This is a genomic window from Mesorhizobium sp. WSM4850, from assembly GCF_055811735.1.
Genome location: NZ_JBVVPV010000006.1, coordinates 18,938 through 40,364 on the forward strand (window position 1 = coordinate 18,938; position 21,427 = coordinate 40,364).

At 60.6% G+C, this 21,427-nt stretch carries 25 protein-coding genes; 16 read left to right on the plus strand and 9 right to left on the minus strand.

All coding sequences use genetic code 11. The features are described 5' to 3' along the window. Positions 1–110 precede the first annotated feature (110 nt). The 5 genes from AC0L2Z_RS09020 to AC0L2Z_RS09040 form a co-directional block, all read right to left on the minus strand. A complete protein-coding gene (locus tag AC0L2Z_RS09020) occupies positions 111–797 on the minus strand; it encodes a TIGR02117 family protein (protein WP_473627606.1) in 687 nt (228 codons plus the stop codon). Positions 798–899: 102 nt separating this feature from the next. Continuing rightward, on the minus strand, positions 900–1,703 hold the full coding sequence (locus AC0L2Z_RS09025; protein WP_023800620.1) for an amino acid ABC transporter ATP-binding protein: 804 nt from the start codon (positions 1,701–1,703) through the stop codon (positions 900–902). Positions 1,704–1,724: 21 nt separating this feature from the next. Continuing rightward, on the minus strand, positions 1,725–2,882 hold the full coding sequence (locus AC0L2Z_RS09030; RefSeq protein ID WP_027155356.1) for an amino acid ABC transporter permease: 1,158 nt from the start codon (positions 2,880–2,882) through the stop codon (positions 1,725–1,727). Positions 2,883–2,886: 4 nt separating this feature from the next. After that, entirely contained in the window at positions 2,887–4,074 is a 1,188-nt protein-coding gene (locus tag AC0L2Z_RS09035; RefSeq protein WP_023800622.1) for an amino acid ABC transporter permease, read from the minus strand. Positions 4,075–4,137: 63 nt separating this feature from the next. Next, positions 4,138–5,166 carry an amino acid ABC transporter substrate-binding protein gene (locus AC0L2Z_RS09040; RefSeq protein WP_023800623.1) on the minus strand — a complete coding sequence of 343 codons (1,029 nt, stop codon included), beginning with the start codon at positions 5,164–5,166 and terminating at the stop codon, positions 4,138–4,140. Positions 5,167–5,595: 429 nt separating this feature from the next. On the opposite strand from AC0L2Z_RS09040, the gene AC0L2Z_RS09045 reads away from it, so the two are divergent. Beyond that, positions 5,596–6,762, plus strand: coding sequence for a cystathionine beta-lyase (locus AC0L2Z_RS09045; protein WP_287395117.1), 1,167 nt, complete (start codon positions 5,596–5,598; stop codon positions 6,760–6,762). Positions 6,763–6,873: 111 nt separating this feature from the next. After that, the gene (locus AC0L2Z_RS09050; protein ID WP_128247585.1) at positions 6,874–7,263 is read left to right on the plus strand and encodes a YkvA family protein; all 390 of its coding nucleotides are present in this window, start codon (positions 6,874–6,876) and stop codon (positions 7,261–7,263) included. A gap of 38 nt (positions 7,264–7,301) precedes the next feature. Here the strand turns inward: AC0L2Z_RS09050 and AC0L2Z_RS09055 are convergent, their stop codons facing one another. Further along, positions 7,302–8,528: an anion transporter gene (locus AC0L2Z_RS09055; protein WP_287395118.1), complete on the minus strand. Its 1,227-nt coding sequence runs from the start codon at positions 8,526–8,528 to the stop codon at positions 7,302–7,304. Positions 8,529–8,989: 461 nt separating this feature from the next. Between AC0L2Z_RS09055 and AC0L2Z_RS09060 the strand changes: the two genes are divergently transcribed. Then, a complete protein-coding gene (locus tag AC0L2Z_RS09060; RefSeq protein ID WP_473627607.1) occupies positions 8,990–10,282 on the plus strand; it encodes an Nramp family divalent metal transporter in 1,293 nt (430 codons plus the stop codon). A gap of 318 nt (positions 10,283–10,600) precedes the next feature. Here AC0L2Z_RS09060 and AC0L2Z_RS09065 read toward each other — a convergent pair whose 3' ends face one another. From AC0L2Z_RS09065 to AC0L2Z_RS09075, 3 genes are all read right to left on the minus strand, one after another. Continuing rightward, positions 10,601–10,801, minus strand: a complete 201-nt coding sequence (locus tag AC0L2Z_RS09065; protein ID WP_023800633.1) for a hypothetical protein — start codon at positions 10,799–10,801, stop codon at positions 10,601–10,603. 67 nt (positions 10,802–10,868) lie between these two features. Continuing rightward, positions 10,869–11,168 (minus strand): DUF1236 domain-containing protein, encoded by a 300-nt coding sequence (locus tag AC0L2Z_RS09070; protein ID WP_473627609.1) that lies wholly within the window; start codon positions 11,166–11,168, stop codon positions 10,869–10,871. A gap of 495 nt (positions 11,169–11,663) precedes the next feature. After that, positions 11,664–11,948, minus strand: coding sequence for a DUF982 domain-containing protein (locus AC0L2Z_RS09075; RefSeq protein WP_287395122.1), 285 nt, complete (start codon positions 11,946–11,948; stop codon positions 11,664–11,666). A gap of 277 nt (positions 11,949–12,225) precedes the next feature. Between AC0L2Z_RS09075 and AC0L2Z_RS09080 the strand changes: the two genes are divergently transcribed. The 13 genes from AC0L2Z_RS09080 (at position 12,226) to AC0L2Z_RS09140 (ending at position 21,394) form a co-directional block, all read left to right on the plus strand. After that, on the plus strand, positions 12,226–12,648 hold the full coding sequence (locus AC0L2Z_RS09080; RefSeq protein WP_027152614.1) for a YidB family protein: 423 nt from the start codon (positions 12,226–12,228) through the stop codon (positions 12,646–12,648). 307 nt (positions 12,649–12,955) lie between these two features. Further along, the gene (locus tag AC0L2Z_RS09085) at positions 12,956–14,347 is read left to right on the plus strand and encodes a tyrosine-type recombinase/integrase (RefSeq protein ID WP_473627610.1); all 1,392 of its coding nucleotides are present in this window, start codon (positions 12,956–12,958) and stop codon (positions 14,345–14,347) included. Continuing rightward, positions 14,344–15,063: a hypothetical protein gene (locus tag AC0L2Z_RS09090; RefSeq protein ID WP_473627612.1), complete on the plus strand. Its 720-nt coding sequence runs from the start codon at positions 14,344–14,346 to the stop codon at positions 15,061–15,063. Before AC0L2Z_RS09085 ends, AC0L2Z_RS09090 begins: the two co-directional genes overlap by 4 nt. A 281-nt stretch (positions 15,064–15,344) precedes the next feature. Beyond that, positions 15,345–15,530 (plus strand): hypothetical protein, encoded by a 186-nt coding sequence (locus tag AC0L2Z_RS09095; RefSeq protein WP_473627614.1) that lies wholly within the window; start codon positions 15,345–15,347, stop codon positions 15,528–15,530. Positions 15,531–15,595: 65 nt separating this feature from the next. After that, complete coding sequence (locus AC0L2Z_RS09100; RefSeq protein WP_473627615.1) at positions 15,596–15,733, plus strand: hypothetical protein; 138 nt, start codon at positions 15,596–15,598, stop codon at positions 15,731–15,733. Continuing rightward, complete coding sequence (locus AC0L2Z_RS09105) at positions 15,730–16,020, plus strand: hypothetical protein (protein WP_473627616.1); 291 nt, start codon at positions 15,730–15,732, stop codon at positions 16,018–16,020. Before AC0L2Z_RS09100 ends, AC0L2Z_RS09105 begins: the two co-directional genes overlap by 4 nt. Before the next feature lie 37 nt (positions 16,021–16,057). Next, the gene (locus AC0L2Z_RS09110) at positions 16,058–17,320 is read left to right on the plus strand and encodes a DUF3631 domain-containing protein (RefSeq protein WP_473627618.1); all 1,263 of its coding nucleotides are present in this window, start codon (positions 16,058–16,060) and stop codon (positions 17,318–17,320) included. 354 nt (positions 17,321–17,674) lie between these two features. Further along, on the plus strand, positions 17,675–18,076 hold the full coding sequence (locus AC0L2Z_RS09115; RefSeq protein ID WP_473627619.1) for a hypothetical protein: 402 nt from the start codon (positions 17,675–17,677) through the stop codon (positions 18,074–18,076). Then, complete coding sequence (locus tag AC0L2Z_RS09120; RefSeq protein ID WP_473627620.1) at positions 18,073–19,530, plus strand: terminase; 1,458 nt, start codon at positions 18,073–18,075, stop codon at positions 19,528–19,530. Before AC0L2Z_RS09115 ends, AC0L2Z_RS09120 begins: the two co-directional genes overlap by 4 nt. 119 nt (positions 19,531–19,649) lie before the next feature. Beyond that, on the plus strand, positions 19,650–19,844 hold the full coding sequence (locus tag AC0L2Z_RS09125) for a hypothetical protein (protein WP_473627622.1): 195 nt from the start codon (positions 19,650–19,652) through the stop codon (positions 19,842–19,844). 11 nt (positions 19,845–19,855) lie between these two features. Then, the gene (locus AC0L2Z_RS09130; RefSeq protein ID WP_473627623.1) at positions 19,856–20,524 is read left to right on the plus strand and encodes a hypothetical protein; all 669 of its coding nucleotides are present in this window, start codon (positions 19,856–19,858) and stop codon (positions 20,522–20,524) included. Between the two features lie 44 nt (positions 20,525–20,568). After that, the gene (locus AC0L2Z_RS09135) at positions 20,569–21,069 is read left to right on the plus strand and encodes a hypothetical protein (RefSeq protein WP_473627625.1); all 501 of its coding nucleotides are present in this window, start codon (positions 20,569–20,571) and stop codon (positions 21,067–21,069) included. Further along, on the plus strand, positions 21,062–21,394 hold the full coding sequence (locus tag AC0L2Z_RS09140) for a hypothetical protein (protein WP_473627626.1): 333 nt from the start codon (positions 21,062–21,064) through the stop codon (positions 21,392–21,394). Before AC0L2Z_RS09135 ends, AC0L2Z_RS09140 begins: the two co-directional genes overlap by 8 nt. The last annotated feature ends 33 nt before the right edge of the window (positions 21,395–21,427 follow it).

A 21,427-nucleotide genomic window follows, 5' to 3' on the forward strand; every position in this document is an offset into this window, starting at 1 on the left:
TGAAGCGCGGCGCCGAAACAGAATATCTCCCTCCTTGGGCCTCCTTGTGGGGGAGATGTCCGGCAGGACAGAGAGGGCGCGCCGGGATGAGGCGCTGATTACCCGGAGCATCAATTATAAATCCGCATCGACAGGTCGAGTGAGGCCGGCAGCGGATTCCACCAGCCTGTCCGCAGGCCGGCGATACGCAGAGCCGCCGCTGTCCAGGTGTTGCAGCCAACCAGCGCATTGAAATGGCCGTTGGCTTCGTAGAAGCGGTCGAACTTGGAATAAGCGGCATTCTCGATCAGGATCGGACCGTTCGGCCCTTGCTGGAAACTCGCCGCGATGAAGTCGAGCAGCGCTGCAAAACGCTGCTCGCTGATGTCGAAGCCGGCGACGTCGGGGTGCGGCTCGACAATGTTGCCGGCGACATCGACATGCATCACCGATGCGTCCAATGTCAGCGCCTTCATCACCGGCGCCGCCTTCAGTTCCGACCAGGTCGGCGTCTCCAGATAGAAGGCGCGGCCTCCCCAGCCGAAGACGATGTAGCGGACCCCAGCCATGTCGGCCGGAATGCCGCCACCGACCAGGAAATGGAAGCGCTTGCGCACGTCGTCATCGTCCGGGATGGCGATATCTGTGTGGATCGGATTTTTCCGCACCAGGACGTGCCTGGTGGCGGCGGGATCGGCGGCGGCCGCCGGCAAGAGCGGCCGTGGAATGAATGTGCCCAGAACCACGGCAAGCACGATTGCCACCACCAGAATGGCGAGAAAACGCCCAAGCTTTTTCACGAGGGACGGCTTTTTCATGAGGGACGGCTCGCAATCGGGGCGCAATCGCCTGCTGACGGCTCAGACGCAAAAGAGCCCGGCAGGGTTTCGGCCGGGCTCTTTTGATTCGCGTGAGAGCAATCAGTGCAGGATTTGCGACAGGAACAGTTTTGTGCGCTCGTGGCGCGGATTGTCGAAGAACTCGGCTGGCGTGTTCTGCTCGACGATCTGGCCCTGGTCCATGAAGATCACCCGGTTGGCGACCTTGCGTGCAAAGCCCATCTCGTGGGTGACGCAGAGCATGGTCATGCCCTCTTCGGCGAGGCCAACCATCGTCTCCAGCACTTCCTTGATCATTTCGGGATCGAGCGCCGAGGTCGGCTCGTCGAACAGCATGATTCGCGGATTCATGCACAACGAGCGGGCGATGGCGACGCGCTGCTGCTGGCCGCCGGAAAGCTGACCGGGATATTTGTTGGCCTGTTCCGGAATCTTGACACGCGTGAGGAAGTGCATGGCGATTTCCTCGGCCTGCTTCTTCGGCGTCTTGCGCACCCAGATCGGCGCCAGCGTGCAGTTTTCCAGGATGGTCAAATGCGGGAACAGGTTGAAGTGCTGGAACACCATGCCGACCTCGCGGCGCACCTCGTCGATCTTCTTGAGATCGTTGGTCAATTCCTTGCCGTCGACGATGATCTTGCCCTTCTGGTGCTCTTCCAGCCGGTTGATGCAGCGGATCATCGTCGATTTGCCCGAGCCCGAAGGGCCGCAAATGACGATGCGCTCGCCGCGCATCACCTTCAGGTTGATGTCCTTCAGCACATGGAATTCGCCGTACCATTTGTGCATGGCGATGATGTCGATGGCGACATCGGTGGTGGAAACCTGCATCTTGGCGGCATTGACCTTGATCTCTTCCGCGCTGACTGCATTTTCTATTGTCATGGAAGGTTCCCTTTTTTGTTCTTAGCGCTTGTGGCCGGTGTCGAGCCGGCGTTCCGTGAACATCGAATAGCGCGACATGCCGAAACAGAACAGCCAGAAGACAAAGGCAGCAAACACCAGGCCGGACCTGGCCGTTTGCGGCGTTGCCCAGTTGGGGTCGTTAAAATTCTGTTTGACGACGCCAAGCAGGTCGAACATCGAGATGATCGAAACCAGGCTGGTGTCCTTGAACATGCCAATGAAGGTATTGACGATGCCGGGAATGACCAGCTTCAGCGCCTGCGGCAGCACGATCAGGCCCATTTTCTGCCAGTAACCGAGGCCGAGCGAATCCGCACCCTCATACTGGCCCTTGGGGATCGCCTGCAGGCCGCCCCGCACCACTTCGGCCATATAGGCAGCGGCAAACAGCGAAACACCGATCAGCGCGCGCAGGAACTTGTCGAAGCTGACGCCGGCCGGCAGGAACAGCGGCAGCATGACGCTGGCCATGAACAGCACGGTGATCAGCGGGATGCCGCGCACCGTCTCGATGAAGATGACGCACAGCATCTTGACGATCGGCATCTTCGAGCGCCGGCCGAGCGCCAGCACGATGCCGAGCGGCAGCGACACGGCAATACCGACGAAGGACAAGGTGAGCGTCACCAGCAGCCCTCCCCATAGCGGGGTTTCGACATGCGGCAGGCCGAACACGCCACCAACCAGCAGGATGAAGGCAAAGATCGGCAGCGCCCCGAAGAACAAGATGGCGTTCAGCCCCTTGCGCGGCACCTTCGGGATGAGCAGCGGCACCAGAAGCGCCACGAACAGGATGGCGACCAGGATCGGCCGCCAGCGCTCATCGATCGGATAGCGGCCGAACATGAACTGGCCGAACTTGGCGTTGACGAAGGCCCAACAGGCGCCGGACCAGCCGTCCGGCTGGACGCCGCCCTGTGCCGCCGTGGCGCAAAAGGTACGGTCCGCGCCGGTCCATTGGGCGTTGATGAAGGCCCAGCTGATCAGTTGCGGCAGGATCATCGCGACCAGCACGATGCCGATGATGGTCAGGATCGTGTCACCGGTCGACGCAATCAGGTTCTTGCGTATCCAGGCGCCCAGGCCGCGCTCGCTTGCAGGCGCCGACTGTGCCAGCGCCATTTCGACGCGGACGAAGGAAAGATCGTGCTCCTGCATGTCGCTACCTCTCCACCAGCGCCATTCTGGCGTTGACCACGTTCATGACCGCCGACGTCAACAGGCTGAGTGCGAGATAGACCACCATCATGATCAGCACGCACTCGATAGCCTGACCGGTCTGGTTCAGCACCGTGCCGGTCGTCGCCGTCAGATCCGGGTAGCCGATGGCGATGGCCAGGGACGAGTTCTTGGTCAGGTTCAGATATTGGCTGGTCAGCGGCGGAATGACGATCCGCATGGCTTGCGGAATGACGACAAGCCGCAGGATCGATCCCGGCCGCAGCCCGAGCGCACCGGCTGCCTCGGTCTGACCCTTATTGACGCCCATGATGCCGGCCCGCACGATTTCGGCGATGAAGGCCGCCGTATAGAAGGACAGCGCCAGGTAGAGCGACAGGAACTCCGGCTTGACCTGAAAGCCACCAGTCAGGTTGAAGGTCGATTGCTTTGGATAATCGAAGCTCAGCGGGAAGCCGCTGAGCGCGTAGGCCAGCAACGGCAAGCCGATGATCAAAGCCGCCGATGTCCAGAACACAGGGAATTGCTGGCCGGTCGCCATCTGCCGCTGACGCGCCTTGCGGGCGACGAACCACGCCATGGCGATGCCGAGAAGCAAAGCAACCAGGATCAGCCAGGAGCCTTCGCCCCACACGGCGCGTGGAAAATAAAAGCCGCGTTGGTTGAGAAAGGAGCTGAACGGCAAATTGATGCTTTCACGCGGCGGCGGCAGCACCGAAAGCACGCCGGAATACCAGAAGAAGATGACCAGCAGCGGCGGGATGTTGCGAAAGACCTCGACATAGACCATACAGATCTTGCGGATCAGCCAGTTGTGCGAAAGCCGGCCGACGCCGAGGATAAAGCCGATGATGGTGGCGGTGACGATGCCGGCGGCGGCAACGATGAGGGTGTTGATAAAGCCGACCACGATGGCGCGGCCATAGGTCGAATCCGACGAATAGGCGATGGCGCTGTCACTGATGTCGAAGCCGGCGCGACCCCTGAGGAAGCCGAAGCCTGACGCAATGCGCAGGCGCGTCAGATTGTCGATGGTGTTTTGGACGATCCACCAGACCAACGCAACCAGCACGATGACGACCACCGCCTGGAAGACTATGCCGCGGACCTTTGGATCATTGATGAAGGAGCCGCGGCTTGGCTCCTCGCGAAGAATTTCCTGCGATGCCATTCGACCATCCCCTGGAAAGAGAAACCGGGAGGCAGACGATCTGCCTCCCGGATCACATTTCGATCAGCGGATCGGCGGAGAGTATTGCAGACCGCCCTTGGTCCACAGCGCGTTGATGCCGCGCGCGATCTTCAGCGGGCTGCCCGACCCGACATTGCGTTCGAACATTTCGCCGTAATTGCCGACGGTCTTGACGATGTTGACGACCCAGTCGTTGGAGACACCGAGATCGGTGCCGATCTTGGTATCGGCCTCCTGGCCGAGCACGCGCTTGATCTCGGGATTGTCCGAGGCCTTCATTTCCTCGACATTGGCCTTGGTGATGCCGAGTTCCTCTGCCTGCAGCAGCGCAAAATAGGTCCACTTGACGATGTGGTACCACTGGTCGTCGCCCTGGCGCACGGCCGGTCCGAGCGGCTCCTTGGAGATGATCTCAGGCAGCACGACGTGGTCGGCGGGCGCGCCCAGCGTCAGCCGGATGCCGTAGAGACCTGATTGGTCGGTGGTGTAGACATCGCAACGGCCGGCGTCATAGGCCGCGTCGACCTCTGACAGCTGTTCGAATACGACCGGGCTGTACTCCATCTTGTTCGTCTTGAAGTAGTCGGCGAGGTTGAGTTCGGTCGTGGTGCCGCTCTGCACGCAGACCGCCGCGCCCGAAAGCTGCAGCGCGGAATTCACCCCCGGCAGCTTCTTGGCGTTGATCATGAAGCCCTGTCCGTCATAATAGGTGACACCGACGAAGTTCAGACCAAGCGCCGTATCGCGGTTGATGGTCCAGGTGGTGTTGCGCGACAGAACGTCGATCTCGCCTGACTGCAGTGCGGTGAAGCGTTCCTTGGCACTGAGCGGCGTGAACTTGACCTTGGTGCCATCGCCGAACACGGCGGCCGCGACAGCGCGGCAGAAGTCCGCATCGATGCCTTGCCAGTCGCCCTTGTCGTCCGGCGCCGAGAAGCCGGCCAGACCGGTCGACACGCCGCATTGGATGAAGCCCTTGGCCTTGACGTCGTCGAGCGTGGCCGCCGACGCGGCCGAAGCCACCAATCCAAGCGCGGCGGCGCCCAGAATGCCGATTGCAATGTGTTTCATAACCCACAGACCCTTTTCTGTTTTTTTCAGGCGAACCTGACTTTTTTTTCCGTGTGAACGCAGCTTCCCGTTCCGGCCCATTACCGGAACCCGCATCGCAACCGACGCGCTGCCTCCCATTCACGAACTGCATCGAAGGCGATTATCACAGTGAGGTCAAGGAAAATGACCGAAACCCAAAGAGTTTCAAACCATTTGCCGCAAATGCCTGAATTGCAGACAAACGCGCCCGAAAATTAGCCAGCAACTGCGAGGTCCGGCCAACGCGAATCGGAGCTGGCTTCTAAAATCCGTCTTCGGGGAGGCAGCGCCGCGCCGGAAAGCCATCGGAGCGATTGGCACAACCAGTCCGCCGGCTGGCGGTTGGCGAACGGTTGCGCGGCCAATGCCGCCGCACTATGGCTAGCGCTTCATCAGAGGCGAAGCGCAATGGCAAAAGACGGCAATGAAATGGGCATCAACACGCGGCTTGCCCACTCGGGCAACAATCCGCATGACTATTTCGGCTTCATCAACCCGCCGGTCGTGCATGCCTCGACCGTGCTCTTTCCCAACGCGGCGACGATGGCGGCACGCGGCCAGAAATACACCTACGGCACGCGCGGCACGCCGACCACCGACGCGCTTGCCAGCGCCATCGACGGACTGGAAGGCTCGGCCGGCACGATTGTGGTGCCCTCCGGCCTGGTGGCGGTGACAGTGCCGCTGCTCGCCTTCCTGTCGGCGGGCGACCATGTCCTGATTGTCGATTCCGTCTATCACCCAACCCGCAATTTCGCCGACACGATGCTGAAACGGCTAGGCGTCGAGGTCGAATATTACGATCCGCATGTCGGCGCCGGTATAGCGGCGTTGATCAAATCCAACACCAAGGTCGTGTTCACCGAATCGCCGGCCTCCAACACTTTCGAGGTGCAGGACATACCGGCCATTTCCAGCGCGGCACACGCCGCAGGTGCGATCGTGATGATGGACAACACCTGGGCGACGCCGCTCTACTTCCGCCCGCTCGACCACGGCGTCGACATCTCGATCCATGCGGCGACGAAATATCCGGCCGGCCATTCCGACGTGCTGCTCGGCACGGCGTCGGCCAACAAGGCCTGCTGGAAACAGCTTTGCGAGACATTTTACACGATGGGCTGCTGCGCCGGGCCGGACGACGTCTATCAGGTGCTGCGCGGCCTGCGCACCATGGGTGTGCGCCTCGACCACCATCAGCGCAGCGCTCTGGCGATCGCCGGCTGGCTGGAGGGCCAGCCGGGCGTGGCGCGGGTGCTGCATCCAGCGCTTGCCAGCCATCCCGACCACGATCTCTGGAAGCGCGACTTCTGCGGCTCGAGCGGCATTTTTTCGATCGTGCTCAAGGGCGGCGGCCAGAAACAGCAGCATGCCTTCCTCGACGCGCTCAGGATATTCGGCCTCGGCTATTCCTGGGGCGGCTATGAGAGCCTTGCGGTGCCGGTCTTCCTCGGCGACCGCGTCGTCGCCAAGGGGTCTTATGACGGCCCGCTCATCCGCCTGCAGATCGGGCTCGAGGATGTCGAGGACCTCACAGCCGATCTGGCGCGCGGCCTCGCCGCGGCGGCCGCTTAAGGCTTGCCAAGCTGATTCGAAAAAGTTGCTGACGGCTTTACCGTGATCGAACCCTGCCAGTCAGCAACCGTCGCTCGGGTGTCGGCGGACAATCTGTGCTAAAATAGCGCTATGAAAGCCTGGCTGGAAGCCGCAAAGCGCTGGGCGCGCGACATCAAGCTTGATGTCGTCGCCCTGTGGCTCGCCGCGCGCGACCCTCGGGTGCCCTGGTTTGCGAAGTTCGTTGCCGGGATCGTGGCCGCCTATGCGCTTTCCCCCATCGACCTCATCCCCGACTTCATTCCGGTGCTCGGCTATATCGACGATCTGATCATCGTTCCGCTCGGCGTAGTCCTGGCCATCAGGCTTGTTGCGCCGTCGCTGATGGCCGAATTTAGGGCGCGGGCTGCCGCGCTCGAAAAACAGCCGCAAAGCAGGATGGGGATGTTCATTGTCGTGGCGCTCTGGCTGGCTTTGGCAGCTTTGCTGATCTGGGCGTTCTGGCCCACGCACGCCAAATAGTCCGACCAGGCCTGCACCTGAAGCAGCCTTGCCTGCTGCTAAAACCCTAGCGCCAGCCACGCCGTCCCGGCAAGCAGCGTAACCAGCGTCAGCGGCAGCCCGACCTTGAAGAAGGCGGCGAACGACAGAGGTGTGCCGGAGACCCGTGCGTACTCGGCGACGATCAGATTGGCGACTGAACCGAGCAGCGTGAAATTGCCGGCCAGCGTCGAGCTCATCGCGACGACCAGCCAGGCGCGCTCAGGGTCGTCCAGGCCGGGTATGAACGGCCGCAGCGCCAGCACGGCCGGGACATTGCTCATGATGTTGGACAGCACCGCGGTGAAGCCTGACAGCCGCCAGACGTCGTCCAGCCCGAGGCTTTTTGCCGAGGCTATGATGTCGGGCGTGAGCAGCGTCTTCTCGGCGCCGGCGACGACGATGAACAGGCCGGCGAACATGAACAGCAACGGCCCGTCGATCTCGCGGTAGATGCGCGCCGGCTTTATGGCACGGGTCACGAGAAGAATGGCGCCGCCGATGAGCGCCGCCTTGGCGACCGGAACGCCGGCAAAGAAGGCGATCGCCAGTCCGATGCAGACGACCACCGCCTTGAGTACCTGGCCCGGCAACATGCGGCCGCGATAGACTTCGGGGCTGAGTTCGGCCTTGCGCGCGAACTCGGCGCGATAGACGATGCGCACGATGACGACGACGGCGACGAGGCCGAACAGCGCGACCGGCGCCAGGGCCGCCGAAAAGGCCGGATAGGAAATCCTCGACAGCGCGCCGATGACCATATTCTGCGGGTTGCCGGTGATGGTGGCGACACTGCCGCAATTCGACGCCGTAGCGGTGGCGATCAGATAGGGGACAGGGTTTCGGTTGATGACGCGGGTGACGTGGACGACGATCGGCGCCATGACCAGGCAGATCGCGTCGTTGACCAGAAACGCCGACAGCACCCCGGTCAGCAGCGTCACCATCGCCAGCAGCATGAACGGCGCATGCGCATGCTCGATGGCAATGGCGCCGAGCGCACGGAAGGCGCCCGAGACCTTCAGATGCGCCACGACGATCATCATGCCGAGCAACAGCGTGATGGTGTCGAAACTGATGGCGCGGTATGCGTCCTCCAGGCTGAGTGCGCCGATGGCGATCATCGCCGCACCGCCGAGCAGCGCGATGCCTGCCCGGTCGAGGCGCAGGCCGGGGAACCTGCCGACGGCGACGCCGGCATAGGTCAGGATCAGGATCAGCAGTGCCGCCGCGCCCATCAAAGTCATTCGTGGAAAAGCCCCGTTCAGATCCGCCCTGCCCCAGGCCCTAAGGGCAGCCGGCGCAAGCTGTGATTCCTGCCGCCATACTCACCCTAGCTCAATCCGATCGAGCAAGCCTTTTGGCAACATCAAACATTTATGTGACGCGCACGCCGTCGAACCATTGGACTGGCGCACCATCGGCCAACAGACAATCACACCGGCAGAATATCTCGTAAAACGTCGGGTAGGGTTCCGTCAAAAGATGAAAGGCTTGGAAGATGCCCAAGCTCATTGAAATCGTGGGCTCTATCATGCCCTGAACACTCGGCTGACGCGGGGAACAAGCAGCCGATTGCGGAGTTGGAACGGCGGTAGAGGTTTGCCGGTATGAGACCCACTCCCGTGCTGCAGTACATTTATAGGATAATTGCTCGCGACGTTTTTCTCGTGCTTGCGCGTGACCCTCTTTGCGCGGCGTGGCCGCAATGACGCAGCGCGATCGTAACGCCACTTCACCACGGGAAGACAAGAAGGACGGCATAGGGCGAGCACTTGGACTCGGCCTTATCACCGGCGCCGCCGACGACGATTGCTCGGCGATCGGCACCTATGCAAGTGCCGGCGCGCGCTTTGGCCCGGACCTGCTTTGGACCGCTCCTGTAACGCTGCCGATGATGTACACGGTCGTGTATCTCTCGTCGAAGCTTGGACAGGTTTCGGGCCGCGGCCTCTTTCATGCGATCAAGGACTTCTATCCCCGATGGCTGCTCTGGGCTGTCCTGGTGGGCGTGCTGATCGGCAACACGATCGAAGCAGCCGCCGATCTCGGCGGCATGGCTGCATCCATCAACATCTTCCTTCCTGTTCCGATTCCCCTCATTGTGGTTGTAGTCGCGGCCGCTATCTTTGCTCTCCAGCTTTGGGGCTCTTACACGCTCATACGCAACATCTTCCGCTGGCTCGCGCTGGCCCTGCTTGCCTATGTCGGCTCGGCCATCCTGGCGAAGCCGGATGCGGCAGCCGTGCTGTGGGGAACCCTTGTTCCAAAAATCCAGTTCAGCCGCGAGTTCCTGTCCATTCTGGTGGCCATCATCGGCACCACCCTTTCAGCCTATCTCTACACCTGGCAGTCGAATGAGGAGGTGGAGGAAGAGATTGCCGAGGGGAGAACGACGTTGAGGAAGCGCAAGGGTGCCACCGACGGTGAACTGCGCCGCTCCCGCCGCGATATCCTGATCGGCATGATTTTTTCCAACCTCATCATGTACTTTATCATCCTGTCGACAGGGTCTACGCTCTATGAAGCCGGCGAGCACGACGTCGAGACCGCCGCTCAAGCAGCCGAAGCTCTCAAGCCGCTCGCTGGTGCAGCCGCTGGCGTACTGTTCGCGGCCGGCGTGATCGGGGTCGGGTTCCTTGCCGTTCCGGTCATGACGACAGGTGCCGCATACGATCTGGCGCAGGCGGTTGGATGGGAGCACAGCCTTCATGCCAAGCCGCGTGAGGCGCCAAAGTTCTATACCGCGATCGGCGCCTTCACGCTGATTGCTGTTGGCCTGAATTTCCTGGGTTTCAACCCAATGAAGGCGCTCGTCTGGTCCGGTATCGTGCAGGGCTTTTCCACGCCGCCACTGCTTCTTCTTATCATGCTGATGACGAACAACCCGCGGATCATGGGAGACAAGGTCAACAGCCGGACAACCAACGCCTTGGGATGGGCTACTACGATCGCAATCTTTTCCGCCTCTTTGGGGCTGGTGGCGACCTGGTTTATCTAGGTCACCATGACGCTCGCGCTCGAGTCCGGCAATTCGAGCTCACTTTCAATGAAGGAGTTGGCAATGAAGGAGTTGGTCTGCACATCTGCCGCAGCTACCGCGCTCCCGGCGGCATGGCCAAGTGCGCGTGCTTCTGGAAGATCGCAATCTTGTCGGGATAGGTAATCCGGATCTCGCGTCCGCATCCCTCGCACTTGTAATGGGAAACGACCTGAAACCAGCGGCCGTTCTTGATGACGGTGAAGTTGCACTGCGGGCATTGGAAAGTCAGGCCAACAGAGAATAGGCTGGGAGACAGGGACATTGCAGCACTTCTTGTCAGTCTGGCGGATCGACGACGAAGGATGCGGCAATCAAATCGTCGGCATCGATTCTGCCCTTGCCGTCCTCCAGGACTGCTGCGACCTTTCGAAAGGTCTTCAGTTCGTTTTCGGTAATCCGGGCGCCGCGCATCCTCTCAGCGAGGTCAGCCACGCGTATTCGCAGCGCCTGCGACGCTCCAATCTCACGGTTCGACATGGTGATCACATTCCTCGTCGCTCGACTCCCGCCGCACCTTTCGGCACGGCGGGTCCAGTCGCTTAGCTCATTCGATGACTTTGATGATCTTGCGCGTGCCCGGGTCAACCACAACGGTCCGGTTGTCGACCACCACGTAACGGTATTTTGTGTCGGGGACTTCATGAAGTTCGACGGTTTCGGGCAAGGTTGAGCCGATATTGAGCTCCACTCCAGGGATTTCCACCGATGCCAGCGGCTGCTTTTTGACATACTCCCTGATGACGGTCTCCTGTTCAGGCTCGATGACTACGTCCTGAGCGGCAGCGGCGGCGATACCGGCCAGCAACAGAAACCCAGCGGCTGCAGTGGAAAGACGCATACTCATAAGTGCCTCCTTGATGTGAGCTCTATTGCGCTGAACGGCATCGTCTTCGCGCCAGGCTCACCAAACCTCAGGCAGCCGCAAACGTTCCTTGGTTGGGCTTCGGTCTGATTCGAGACGGGACCTAAGTCTCACCTGTTTTCGCGTAATAGCCCGGACACCGCGCCACCCGGCACTGCGGCTGCTCGTAGCAGTCGCTTGCTGTGAGCTCACGCAAGGAGCCGATGGAAAATGGCGTCCACCAAGCCCGCTGGTTACTCGCTGCGGTCTTCGCCGTCTCCATCTCGTTCCTTGGCGAACGGTCGGTGGCCAGGGAAGCCGGACTTTGACGATTGGACCAAGAATGAATTGCGATCTGCGCAGCTACGTCCCTTCCTGCGCTGATACGGACTACCCGCCATTCCTCAATTTTGTTGGCGGGTGGTCCACAATCACGACTGGCCAACTCCGCCCGGGCGAGGCCTGTCAGCGGTTCGAAGGTCGCGCGGCAGCATCACTTCACATCAGGTCTTCGGCAACCCCGTCGAATTTCCTGAGGCCCGCGCTTGGAGGCTTTTGCTCAAGAAGGCATTGTTCAGATGCGGCCGCCTCGAAAGCGGCGAACGCAGCCTGGTGACTGCAATGTCCGGCCAGGCATTCCTCGATCATTCGGATTGCTTCAAGTCGGGACGGCTTGTCCATGGATGGCCATGGTTGTTGCAGCGCTTTCGCAGCGTCGGCTATCGACGCGATCGCCTTCGCTTTGCCATTCAAGGTGATTGAAATCGGGGTGAACGCCGTCATTTTTAAAGCTCGCCGGGATTGAAAGCGGCTAAACGCAAAGACAAGGCAGTGGTTGCATGGTTGTGAATTCAGAGCGCCGCTGTCCGAAACGATCGAGGCTGAACACGCACGTCCGATAGCCTTGATCGTTTCGGCGGCGCCCGCGCTGAAGTCCTGCCTGGATTCGACCGGGAAGCCCCATCGTCCTTAACCGAACTGAAAACCAGCCCAGCAGCAAATACCGTGGAACCTTTCAAAGCCGCATGCCTTGTCCGTTCTTCATGAAAGGAGGTGCGAAATGAGCCTTGACATAGGAAAAGTCGCCATAGCCTTGCTTGGCCTGCTTGCCTACAAGAATAGGGACAAGATCGGCGAGTTAATCGCCGGTAGGAACTCGACAGATGCCAAAAACGCTGGCTCCACCGGCGGGCTCGGCGACATCCTGGAGCGTCTCAAGAATGCGGGTGCGGGCGATCAAGTCGATTCTTGGGTTGGTACAGGATCGAATCGCCCCGTTCAGCGCGACCAAGTCGAGAAAGCGATCGACCCGCAAACATTGAGCGATCTCGCCGAGCAAACCGGATTGTCCCGCGAGGAACTTCTCGACCGGCTCACAAGTGAACTGCCCGACGCAGTGGACAAGCTTACTCCCGACGGCCAGATGCCTGTGAGTAAAGGTCCAAATCTCCTCGACGAGGCACCTGGAGCTAGTCGCACTTAGCACCAAGCTGAAAAATCAAAGCCCGCGCCTCCGGGCGAGGACGCGGGCCGATCAGCGTATCGCCGATACTATGTCTCCGGGCTGGACACAGAAAATGCTGGCGATCCCGACAGGATTCGAACCTGTGACCATCGGCTTAGAAGTCGTGTGCGATCCCCTCACGAGGGGTAACAGAACAGAACATCGCACCTACGAAAAATCGCGGAAATCCCTTGCATAGATAGGTTTGTGAGCCTATGTTGCTAACGTGGGGTAACGGCGAATAACAGGCTGGCGCGTTACCCTACTGTTACCCAGGAGGGTTTTGATGGCCAAGGCGCTGAAAGCGGTATCACTCACCAAGTTCAAGACGGATCCGTCGAAGAGGCTGGAAATCCCGGACGGGATATTGCCCGGCCTCTATTTCGTCATCCAGCCGACCGGCAAGAAGTCATGGGCCGTGCGCTACCGTGTCAACGGGAAGCCGAGCAAGTTCACAGTCGGCAACTACCTTGCCGGCGACGATCCGAAGCTGGCGGGCGAGGAACTGATACGCATTCGCCGCGAGGCCTCCGACATTCTGGACAGGGTGAGACGCGGCGAAGACCCTGGAGCCGAGAAGCAGCTTGCCAAGCGCGCGCCGGCCGCCGACGTGACGCGCGATCTCTTCCGCGCCGTGGCGGAACGCTACCTCAAGGAATACGCATCCAAGCGCCGGAACTACCCCGAGAAGGCCCGCCTGTTGGGAATGCGGCTTCAAGATGACGGGTGGCACGTCATTGAAGGCAGGGCGGTATCCCTGTGGGGCGAGAAGCGCATTCAAGAGATCACCCGCCGCGACGTTCGCGAGCATCTGGAGAAGCTGGCGCAAGCCGCGCCTATCGGAGCCAACAGGACGTTTTCCGAGCTGCGCAAGTTCTTCAATTGGGCGGTGGGCAAGGACATTGTCACCGTCTCGCCGATCACGGGTCTACAGCCGCCCTCGGAAGAAAACGCCAGCCGCAACCGCGTCTTAATTCGCCGCGCTGAAATCCCCGGCTCCACTGACAATGAGTTCCGGTGGCTCTGGCAGGCCGCGGCGAACTATGACCGCGCCGAGGATGGCGAGGGCAAGGGCGGCATCGGCAAGAAGCATCGCGGCCCGTTCGGTCCAATGGTGCACATGCTCGTCCTCACCGGCCAGCGCCGCACGGAGGTCGCTGCCATGGAATGGCGGGAAGTCGACCTAGAGGCCGGTACGTGGACGATTCCGGCATCCCGCGCCAAGAATGGGCAGCCGCATCTTGTGCCGCTCTCTGAACCGGCTGTTGCCATCTTGAAGGCCATGCCTCGCATCAAGGGCGCCGGGTACGTTTTCACGACCGACGGCGAACAAGCGGTCAGCGGTTTTAGCCGGATGAAGAACCGCATCGACACGCTCATGGGCGAGATCGCCGAGAAAGAGCTTGGCGAGGAGCACACAATTCCGGCCTGGACGCTTCACGACATTCGTAGGACCGTCGCCGCCGGCATGCAGCGCCTTGGCGTGAAAATGGAAGTCACCGAAAAGGTGCTGAATCACACGGCGGGATCTTTCGGCGGCATTGCGGGCGTCTACCAGGTGCACGACTACGCGGACGAGAAGCGCGCCGCGCTTGAGGCTTGGGGCCGCTTCGTCGCCGACGTGGTCGAAGGCAAGCCCGCCGGCAACATCACCTATCTATATCAGGAGCGGGCATGATGGCCGAGCGCTCAAATTTGGAACAAGTAAGAGCGTTGGCGACAGGTAAAGTTGCTATTTCAGATATGGAACCCGATCTTTCCGCCGAATTGATAGGCTCGATGTGCTGCATGATTGTCGAGATATCGAAGGATCGCGGGTACCTCCCGAAAGGACGTGTTCGGGAATTCGAGAAAAGTGCGCAAAAGCTCAAGGAAGACGGGATACGCGCCAGCGCGTGGTTTGGAGGGTTCGATGCCGTGCTCACGACGGCGATACCTGCTTTCGAGCAGGCGGGCGTGGCGCTCGATCAACAAACACGAGCAACGTTGGAGTTCATGCGTTTTCCGAATCGGACATATTACGAAAAGCGGCGTGTCGATTTGGCTAAGGCTTTTGTAGATCTCGAACGCGAGATTTTCGCGCTGGCAAACCGTAGACCGGGACGTCCGAAGGGCAAAGGCGCTTTCGATAAACAGGATGAGATCATCATCATCAATGCTCTGACGATCTGCGCGATCCAAGCAGCAAATGGGGCGGACAGGAACAACATTCAGCAGACAGTGAAAGCAGTGAAAACGGCGCTGAGGTATGAAATTGAAAGGATGAACTTCCCGAAGCGTGGAAGCGAGGACACGCCTGCAGCTCGCGTGCATGGCAAGCGTGTCCGGCGTAAGATTCCTGAGGTTCTTAATTCATTGAAGCAACTCGCCGAACGAGACAAAAACTCGGAATAGCTTCCAAATATTTGGTCCGTGCCTCACCTTAGAAGGCCGGGTTAAGTGGCGTTACCTAATTGGAGTAACGCCATGCACTCTCATGTCAATCAAGAATATTTCACGTCAAACCAGCTGCGCGCTCGGTATGGTGGCCGGTCTCACATGTGGATCGAACGCCGTCTTAGAGATGATTCCGCTTTCCCCCGCCCCGTCTACTTCGGCCGTCTCCGCTATTGGAAGATGTCCGAAATAGAAGCCTGGGAACGTCAGCAGGCAGCCAACAGCAGCGGGGTCGCGGCATGAGCGCCGGGTTCATCCCCACGCCTGAAATGGTCGACGCGGTGTCCGAGTGGCATCAGCGCCAGGGCGCGGAGCAGATTCGTCGCCCGCTGGTGCCCTTTCTTCGCGACCAATTCGGCCTCGACAATGCGCAGGCTATCGCTGTGATCCGCAAGGCCAACCTTCGGCGTCAGCGTGCAGCGTGAGGGCGCGAAAAGAGCGAAAGCCGGCCGCGGATCTGGCGCGAACCGGCCTTCAGGAAATGTCACGCTTGGCGGCTGATGACGTTTTGGAAAATAACCATAATCCGGTTTATTTTCAAGCGAAACGATTGCAGTCCCGCTTTGCCATCTCATGGCCGCTGGCCAGCGCCGTTGCCGACCTCGTCTACGGGCGGGCGCCCGCATGACGAACGAACCAGTTCCGGGTGCCGTCGTTGCCGCTGTCCGTGTAGCTCGCTTCAGCCTGCTCGACGCGCAGTTTTGTCTCGATGACGCCGACTACGAATGCATGCTGCTCGACAGCTTGGTCGGTGGTTCTGCCGCGCTTTTGGCCGAATGGGCGGGCCGGCGAGTGCCGCAGGACCCCGACCCGCGCAGATTGTGGAACCCATGCGACCCGTCTTCGGGGCTGGTGCCCGAATGGATGATCGAAGCCGCCACCGAATGGCGTCTGTCGAAACGGAGGAGCTACTGATGCATCTCCGACCGGACCCCGTGGATGATGCCACGATATGGGCAACCGCGCATTGGTGGACAGCACCGCGGCCGCTGATGCCGATCTTGATGCGCAAATTCAAAATCACCGAAGCCGAAGCGATGCAGGCCATTCGCGTTGCCTCCGATGCAACGAGGCTGCCCTCATGAACTATAGGCACGAAGACCCAGTGGCGGCACGGATGGTGATCCCCTTCAAAGAAGTCGAAGACGACGCCCTCTTAGGCGCGGTGCTACTTGAAGACGTGCATGCGTTTCTCAGGCGGTTTGTTGCTTATCCGTCCGAAGAAGCAGGCGTGGCGCACGCACTGTGGATCGCGCACACGCACCTGATGGATGCATGGGAATCGACGCCGCGCATAGCCTTCCTGTCGCCAGAGCCCGGATCAGGGAAAACACGGGCACTGGAGATATCCGAACTGCTCGTCCCGCGTCCGGTCGAAGCGGTGAACGTCACGCCGGCCTACCTCTTCCGCAAGGTTGGAGACCCGGACGGAGCCTCGACGATCCTGTTTGACGAGATTGACACAGTGTTCGGGCCGAAGGCCAAGGACAACGAGGAAATCCGAGGCTTGCTCAACGCCGGCCATCGACGCGGCGCGGTTGCAGGGCGATGCGTGGTTCGAGGTAAAATAATCGAGACGGAGGAAATCCCCGCCTACTGTGCGGTCGCGCTTGCCGGTCTCGGCGGTCTACCCGACACCATCCTGTCCCGATCTGTCATTGTTCGCATGCGCCGCCGAGCGCCCGATGAACAAATCGAAGCCTATCGGCGACGCGTTCATGAGCCTGAAGGCCAGGCATTACGAGACAGACTCGCCGCATGGGCCGTCGATTGCGTCGAGCGTGTCACGAATGCTTGGCCGGACATGCCCGAGGGTATCAAAGACCGTGACGCCGATGTCTGGGAACCACTCCTGGCCGTTGCCGATGATGCCGGCGGCAACTGGCCTGCCCGCGCCCGTGTAGCGGCTGTAGCGCTTGTTACCCTTTCTAAGGAGAGTACACCCAGCCTCGGAATCCAACTCCTGACAGACCTCCGTACGGTGTTCGGTAACGCTGAGGCAATGGCGACCACCAGCATTCTGGACGGGCTGCACAATCTCGACGAATCCATTTGGGCAGATATCAAGGGACTGCCCCTGAAAAGCCTCGGGCTGTCCAAACGCCTTAAGACGTACGGGGTTCACTCGAAAAACGTCCGCGTTGGTGCCTGGGTCGGCAAGGGCTATAGCCGCGAAGACCTTCACGACGCATGGAAGCGATACTTGCCGGCATAAATGTAGCCCCTCCAGAGGGCTGACTACTACATAGTTCAAGGGGAAAAGAGAGGGTATTAAAAGGCTCTGGGTGTATCCCGCCATAAAGCCGCTACATCCGCTACAATGCATTCAATCGAACGCCGGTTTTTCTTCGTAGCGCCTCTCGGCGCTTCTGGCGCATCCATCCGCCAAAAAACACGGCGTTCGATCTGCGAGCATAGGATATTCAATCCGATGCTTGAAGACTTTGAATACCTTGCAATTCAACGGCTTTATCGGTAGATTGGTGATCGATTTGGCGGTTCGGGTAACGCTCGGGTAACAAATCCGTCAAATCAGCGCACATTAGCGGCTCAAATCGGAGCGAAAAAAATGCAGGCAGAAGCCGCAGAGACGAAGCAGGCAACCCGCCGGGAACGTGGCGTGACGCGTAACGGCAAGATGCGTCTGCCGTCGCTCAATGACTTGGACAAGCGCACTGCTTCCTATCGAGATACCACCGATCTCATTGAGAAGGTGATTTCAGAGCGCGGCGGCAGGGATCAGGTTGATATCGCCAGGGTCGCGTACGTCGAGACGTGGTCCGTTCTGACGACGCAGCTTCGTGCGATGCAGGTTCAATGGCTCAACGGCCAATCGGTTGACTGGACGGAATTCACCACCATTGCCAACGCGCGGCGGCGCGAGGGCGAACGGATGGGCGATCCGGCGCCACGGGACATCACCTCGCTGGGTGATTACGTCCGGAAGAACTACGGTGCGGCTGCCGAATGAAAGCCCTCCGCGACGTTCCCATCGACAAGGCGCTGCTCGACCAGGGCCTACTCGGCGCGGCCCTCGGAGACGCTCAGACATGGGCGCCGTGGATAGCGACGCTTCGTGCCGCGTTCGCCCTGCCAATGACGGAAAGCGACCTTGCCACGTTCAAGCAGGTTGCCGGGGCCAGGGACGTGCCAGAGAGCCGCGTACGCGAGCTTTGGGCCATCGTTGGGCGCCGATCGGGCAAAAGCCGCATGGCCGCCGCTGTGGCCGCGTATATGGCCGCTTTCGCCATAGATCATTCCAAGCTTAGCCCCGGCGAGGTAGGCACGGTGTTGGTGCTGGCCGCCTCGAAGGCGCAGGCGGCGGCCGTCCACAACTATGTCAGGGCGTTCTTCCAGTCGTCGCCTTACCTGCGCTCCCTGCTGCTCCAGCCCACTGCCGACGAGATCCGGCTCTCCAACGGCATCGTAATCGCTGTTCATTCGAGCTCCTACAAAACCGTCAGGGGCAGGACATTGGTTGCGTGCGTTTTCGACGAAACGGCGTTCTGGAGGGATGAGAGCAGCAGCCAGCCGGACGTTGAAAGCTATAGAGCGATCTTGCCGGCGTTGGCGACGACCAAGGGCCTTTTGGTGGCTATCTCCTCGCCCTATCGGCAAGCCGGCTTGCTCTATAGCAAGTTCCAAGATGCCTATGGCCAGAACGTTCCCAACGTCCTTGTCGTCAAGGCAGCGACATCCGTCTTCAACCCGACCATCGACCCGACCATCATCGAACAGGCACACCGCGAAGATCCCGAATCGGCGAGCGCCGAGTGGGATGCCGAGTTTCGAGGCGACTTGTCGAACTATATCGACCGTCGCGTTGTCGAGGCGTGCATCGAGCCCGGAGTTTTCGAGCGCGGTTATGTTCGCGACTACCGCTACACCGCCTTTTGCGACCCGAGTTCTGGTGCAAGCGACAGCATGACGCTGGCGATCAGTCACCGAGAAGGCGCTCGCGCCGTCCTGGACTGTCTGCGCGAGGTCAAGGCGCCATTCTCCCCGACCGACGTTGTGAACGAGTTTGCCGCCGTCCTGAAGACCTACCAATGCACTTCCGTGAAGGGCGATGCCTACGCTGTCGGATGGGTGAAGGAAGCATTCGACAAGGTCGGCATCCGCTATGTGCCGAGTGAGCGCAACCGGAGCGAGATCTATCTGGACGCGCTGCCCGCATTGATGGGCCGCTCTGCCGTCCTGCTCGATAACCCGCGCCTTGTCGGACAGATATCGCAGCTTGAGCGGCGCACGATGCGCTCCGGCCGCGATGCGGTCGACCACATGCGAGGGATGTCCGACGATCTCGCCAACGCCGCACTGGGCGCCATCGTCAATGCGCCGAACGCGGAAGCCGCCAAGCGGACCTATTACTACGGCCCGAAGCCGAAGCCCGTCTTTGATGATCCACTCGCCGAATACCGATAGGAGACCGACATGTCCGGAAAGAGCACGAATTCAGCCCCGGCCAACGCGAGAAAGTTGCGCGCCGCGCAGAAACAAGCCGTGGCCAAGGCCAAGGCTCGCACCGCGAAAGGAGCCCGGAAATGACCACGATCGGCGATGTGTTCGGGCCCGATGGCCGCGAGCGTTCGAACCCGTTCAAGCGTGATGGCGAGGGCAAGATCGTCAGCATCAGCGCCATTTCCGCGCTTTGCCGGGAAAACCCGCGCCGTGCGATCGAGATGTGCAAGGCCGCCGGGGAAAACCTCGACGCCTGGTTCCCGACCAACCCAAAATGAGGAAAAGACCCATGACACTGCTTTTGTCCGCCCATTCCGTGGCATTGCACGCCGCCCGCACGTCCGCCGAGTTCGCCGCGGTGATTTCCGCGCTGGATACCGACCTCAACGCGGCCATCGCTCGCAAGGCCGATCTTGTGAAAGCCGAAGACAAGGCCATTTTCGGCGATGGCAACCTTGCCGAGGTTCGCGCGTCGATCGCGGACTGCAATGCTGTGATCGAACTCATCGAGAAGGCCATCGAGGGCGCGGAAACACGCCGCGCCAAGGCTGCACAAGACGAGGCCGCAATCGATATCGAGGCGCTTGGCAAGGACGCCGCGGCCAAGGCGCACGACCTCTCGAAGCGCTGGAAAAAGGTTTACGGCCTCATTGAGCAGGCCCGGGCCGAACTGTTCGAATGCGATGCTCTCAGGCGATCCCTGCTTGCCACCGACGGCGAATTCGAGAAGGCCAGGCGTCCCGATCTGCGCATCAATCTCACCACCTTGCGCCGCGAAGCGATGGCCGGCCCGCGGGCGTCTGTCCCGGCACGATTGAGCCGGCCGGCAATCCAGGCTGACACGATGCTGTTGTCGTTCCTGAGCCTTGGCGGGCCGCTCGACAACCGAGCCGGCATTCGGGCTCAAACCAAGGGTGTCACCTCCAACGCCGACTATCGGCACCAAGCTGGAGATTGATCGATGCAGGCGTATGGCTTCCAGGCGGTCGAAAAGGTGGCGGCATGACGACCTACACCTTCCATACAGAGGGTCACTGCATGGGCGGCTTTGTCCCGACCGGCGCCGAACTGGAGGCGGACCCGGCGCCGGAGATTCATCCGGGCCATTTGGTCGCTGTCGTGCTGAAAAAAACTGGCCCGATGCAGGGCCTGGCTCACTCTCTGCACGGCAACGGCTGGCTTGGCGTCGTCAAGATGTTTCTCGGCACGACTACAACCCGAGCCGGCCGGAAAGCCTACATGCTGGGCCAGCTAGAGCCGCCGATCGTGCTTGCGGTGGACGAAGCCCACATGGAAGCGATGCACCTGATCGTAGGCGCCAAGGAAACCCCTTGGATGCTCGAAAACACCGAGGAGCAGGACGCCAACCTGGAGGCGGCGATCGATCTGATGTCGCCGTGGTTTTGTGGAGGCGCAACTCAGCCCATCGGGCCGAACTGGACGCCTGTGGATATCGAAGCTCTCGTCGAGAGCGCAAGGCTATTGGAGAGCGTCGATGCATAAATTCCACTGCGGACTTACCGAAACCGCCGCCGGCCCCACCATCGGGGCAATCGCTGACCTTGGCGACCTTTTCCTGAAGGCCCGCGATGCCGGATTGAGCCCGGACGAGGAAGTGAGGTTCGCCGATTTGCTGAACTTCGCGACCCAGAACACGATTTTCGCGAACCTGTTCTATGTCCGGCCGACGCTGGATTTCCTGTTCCTCAGTTCAATGCGGGAAGTGGCTTCGCCCGGCTACACGCGCCGCGTCGAACGCAGCCGAAAGAAGCAATACGGCCAGCAGAGCATCGCCCCCAAGCCCCTCGACCCGTTCGGAGCCTTCTAAAAAAATGACATCGCCCTGAGGAGACCTTTCCAT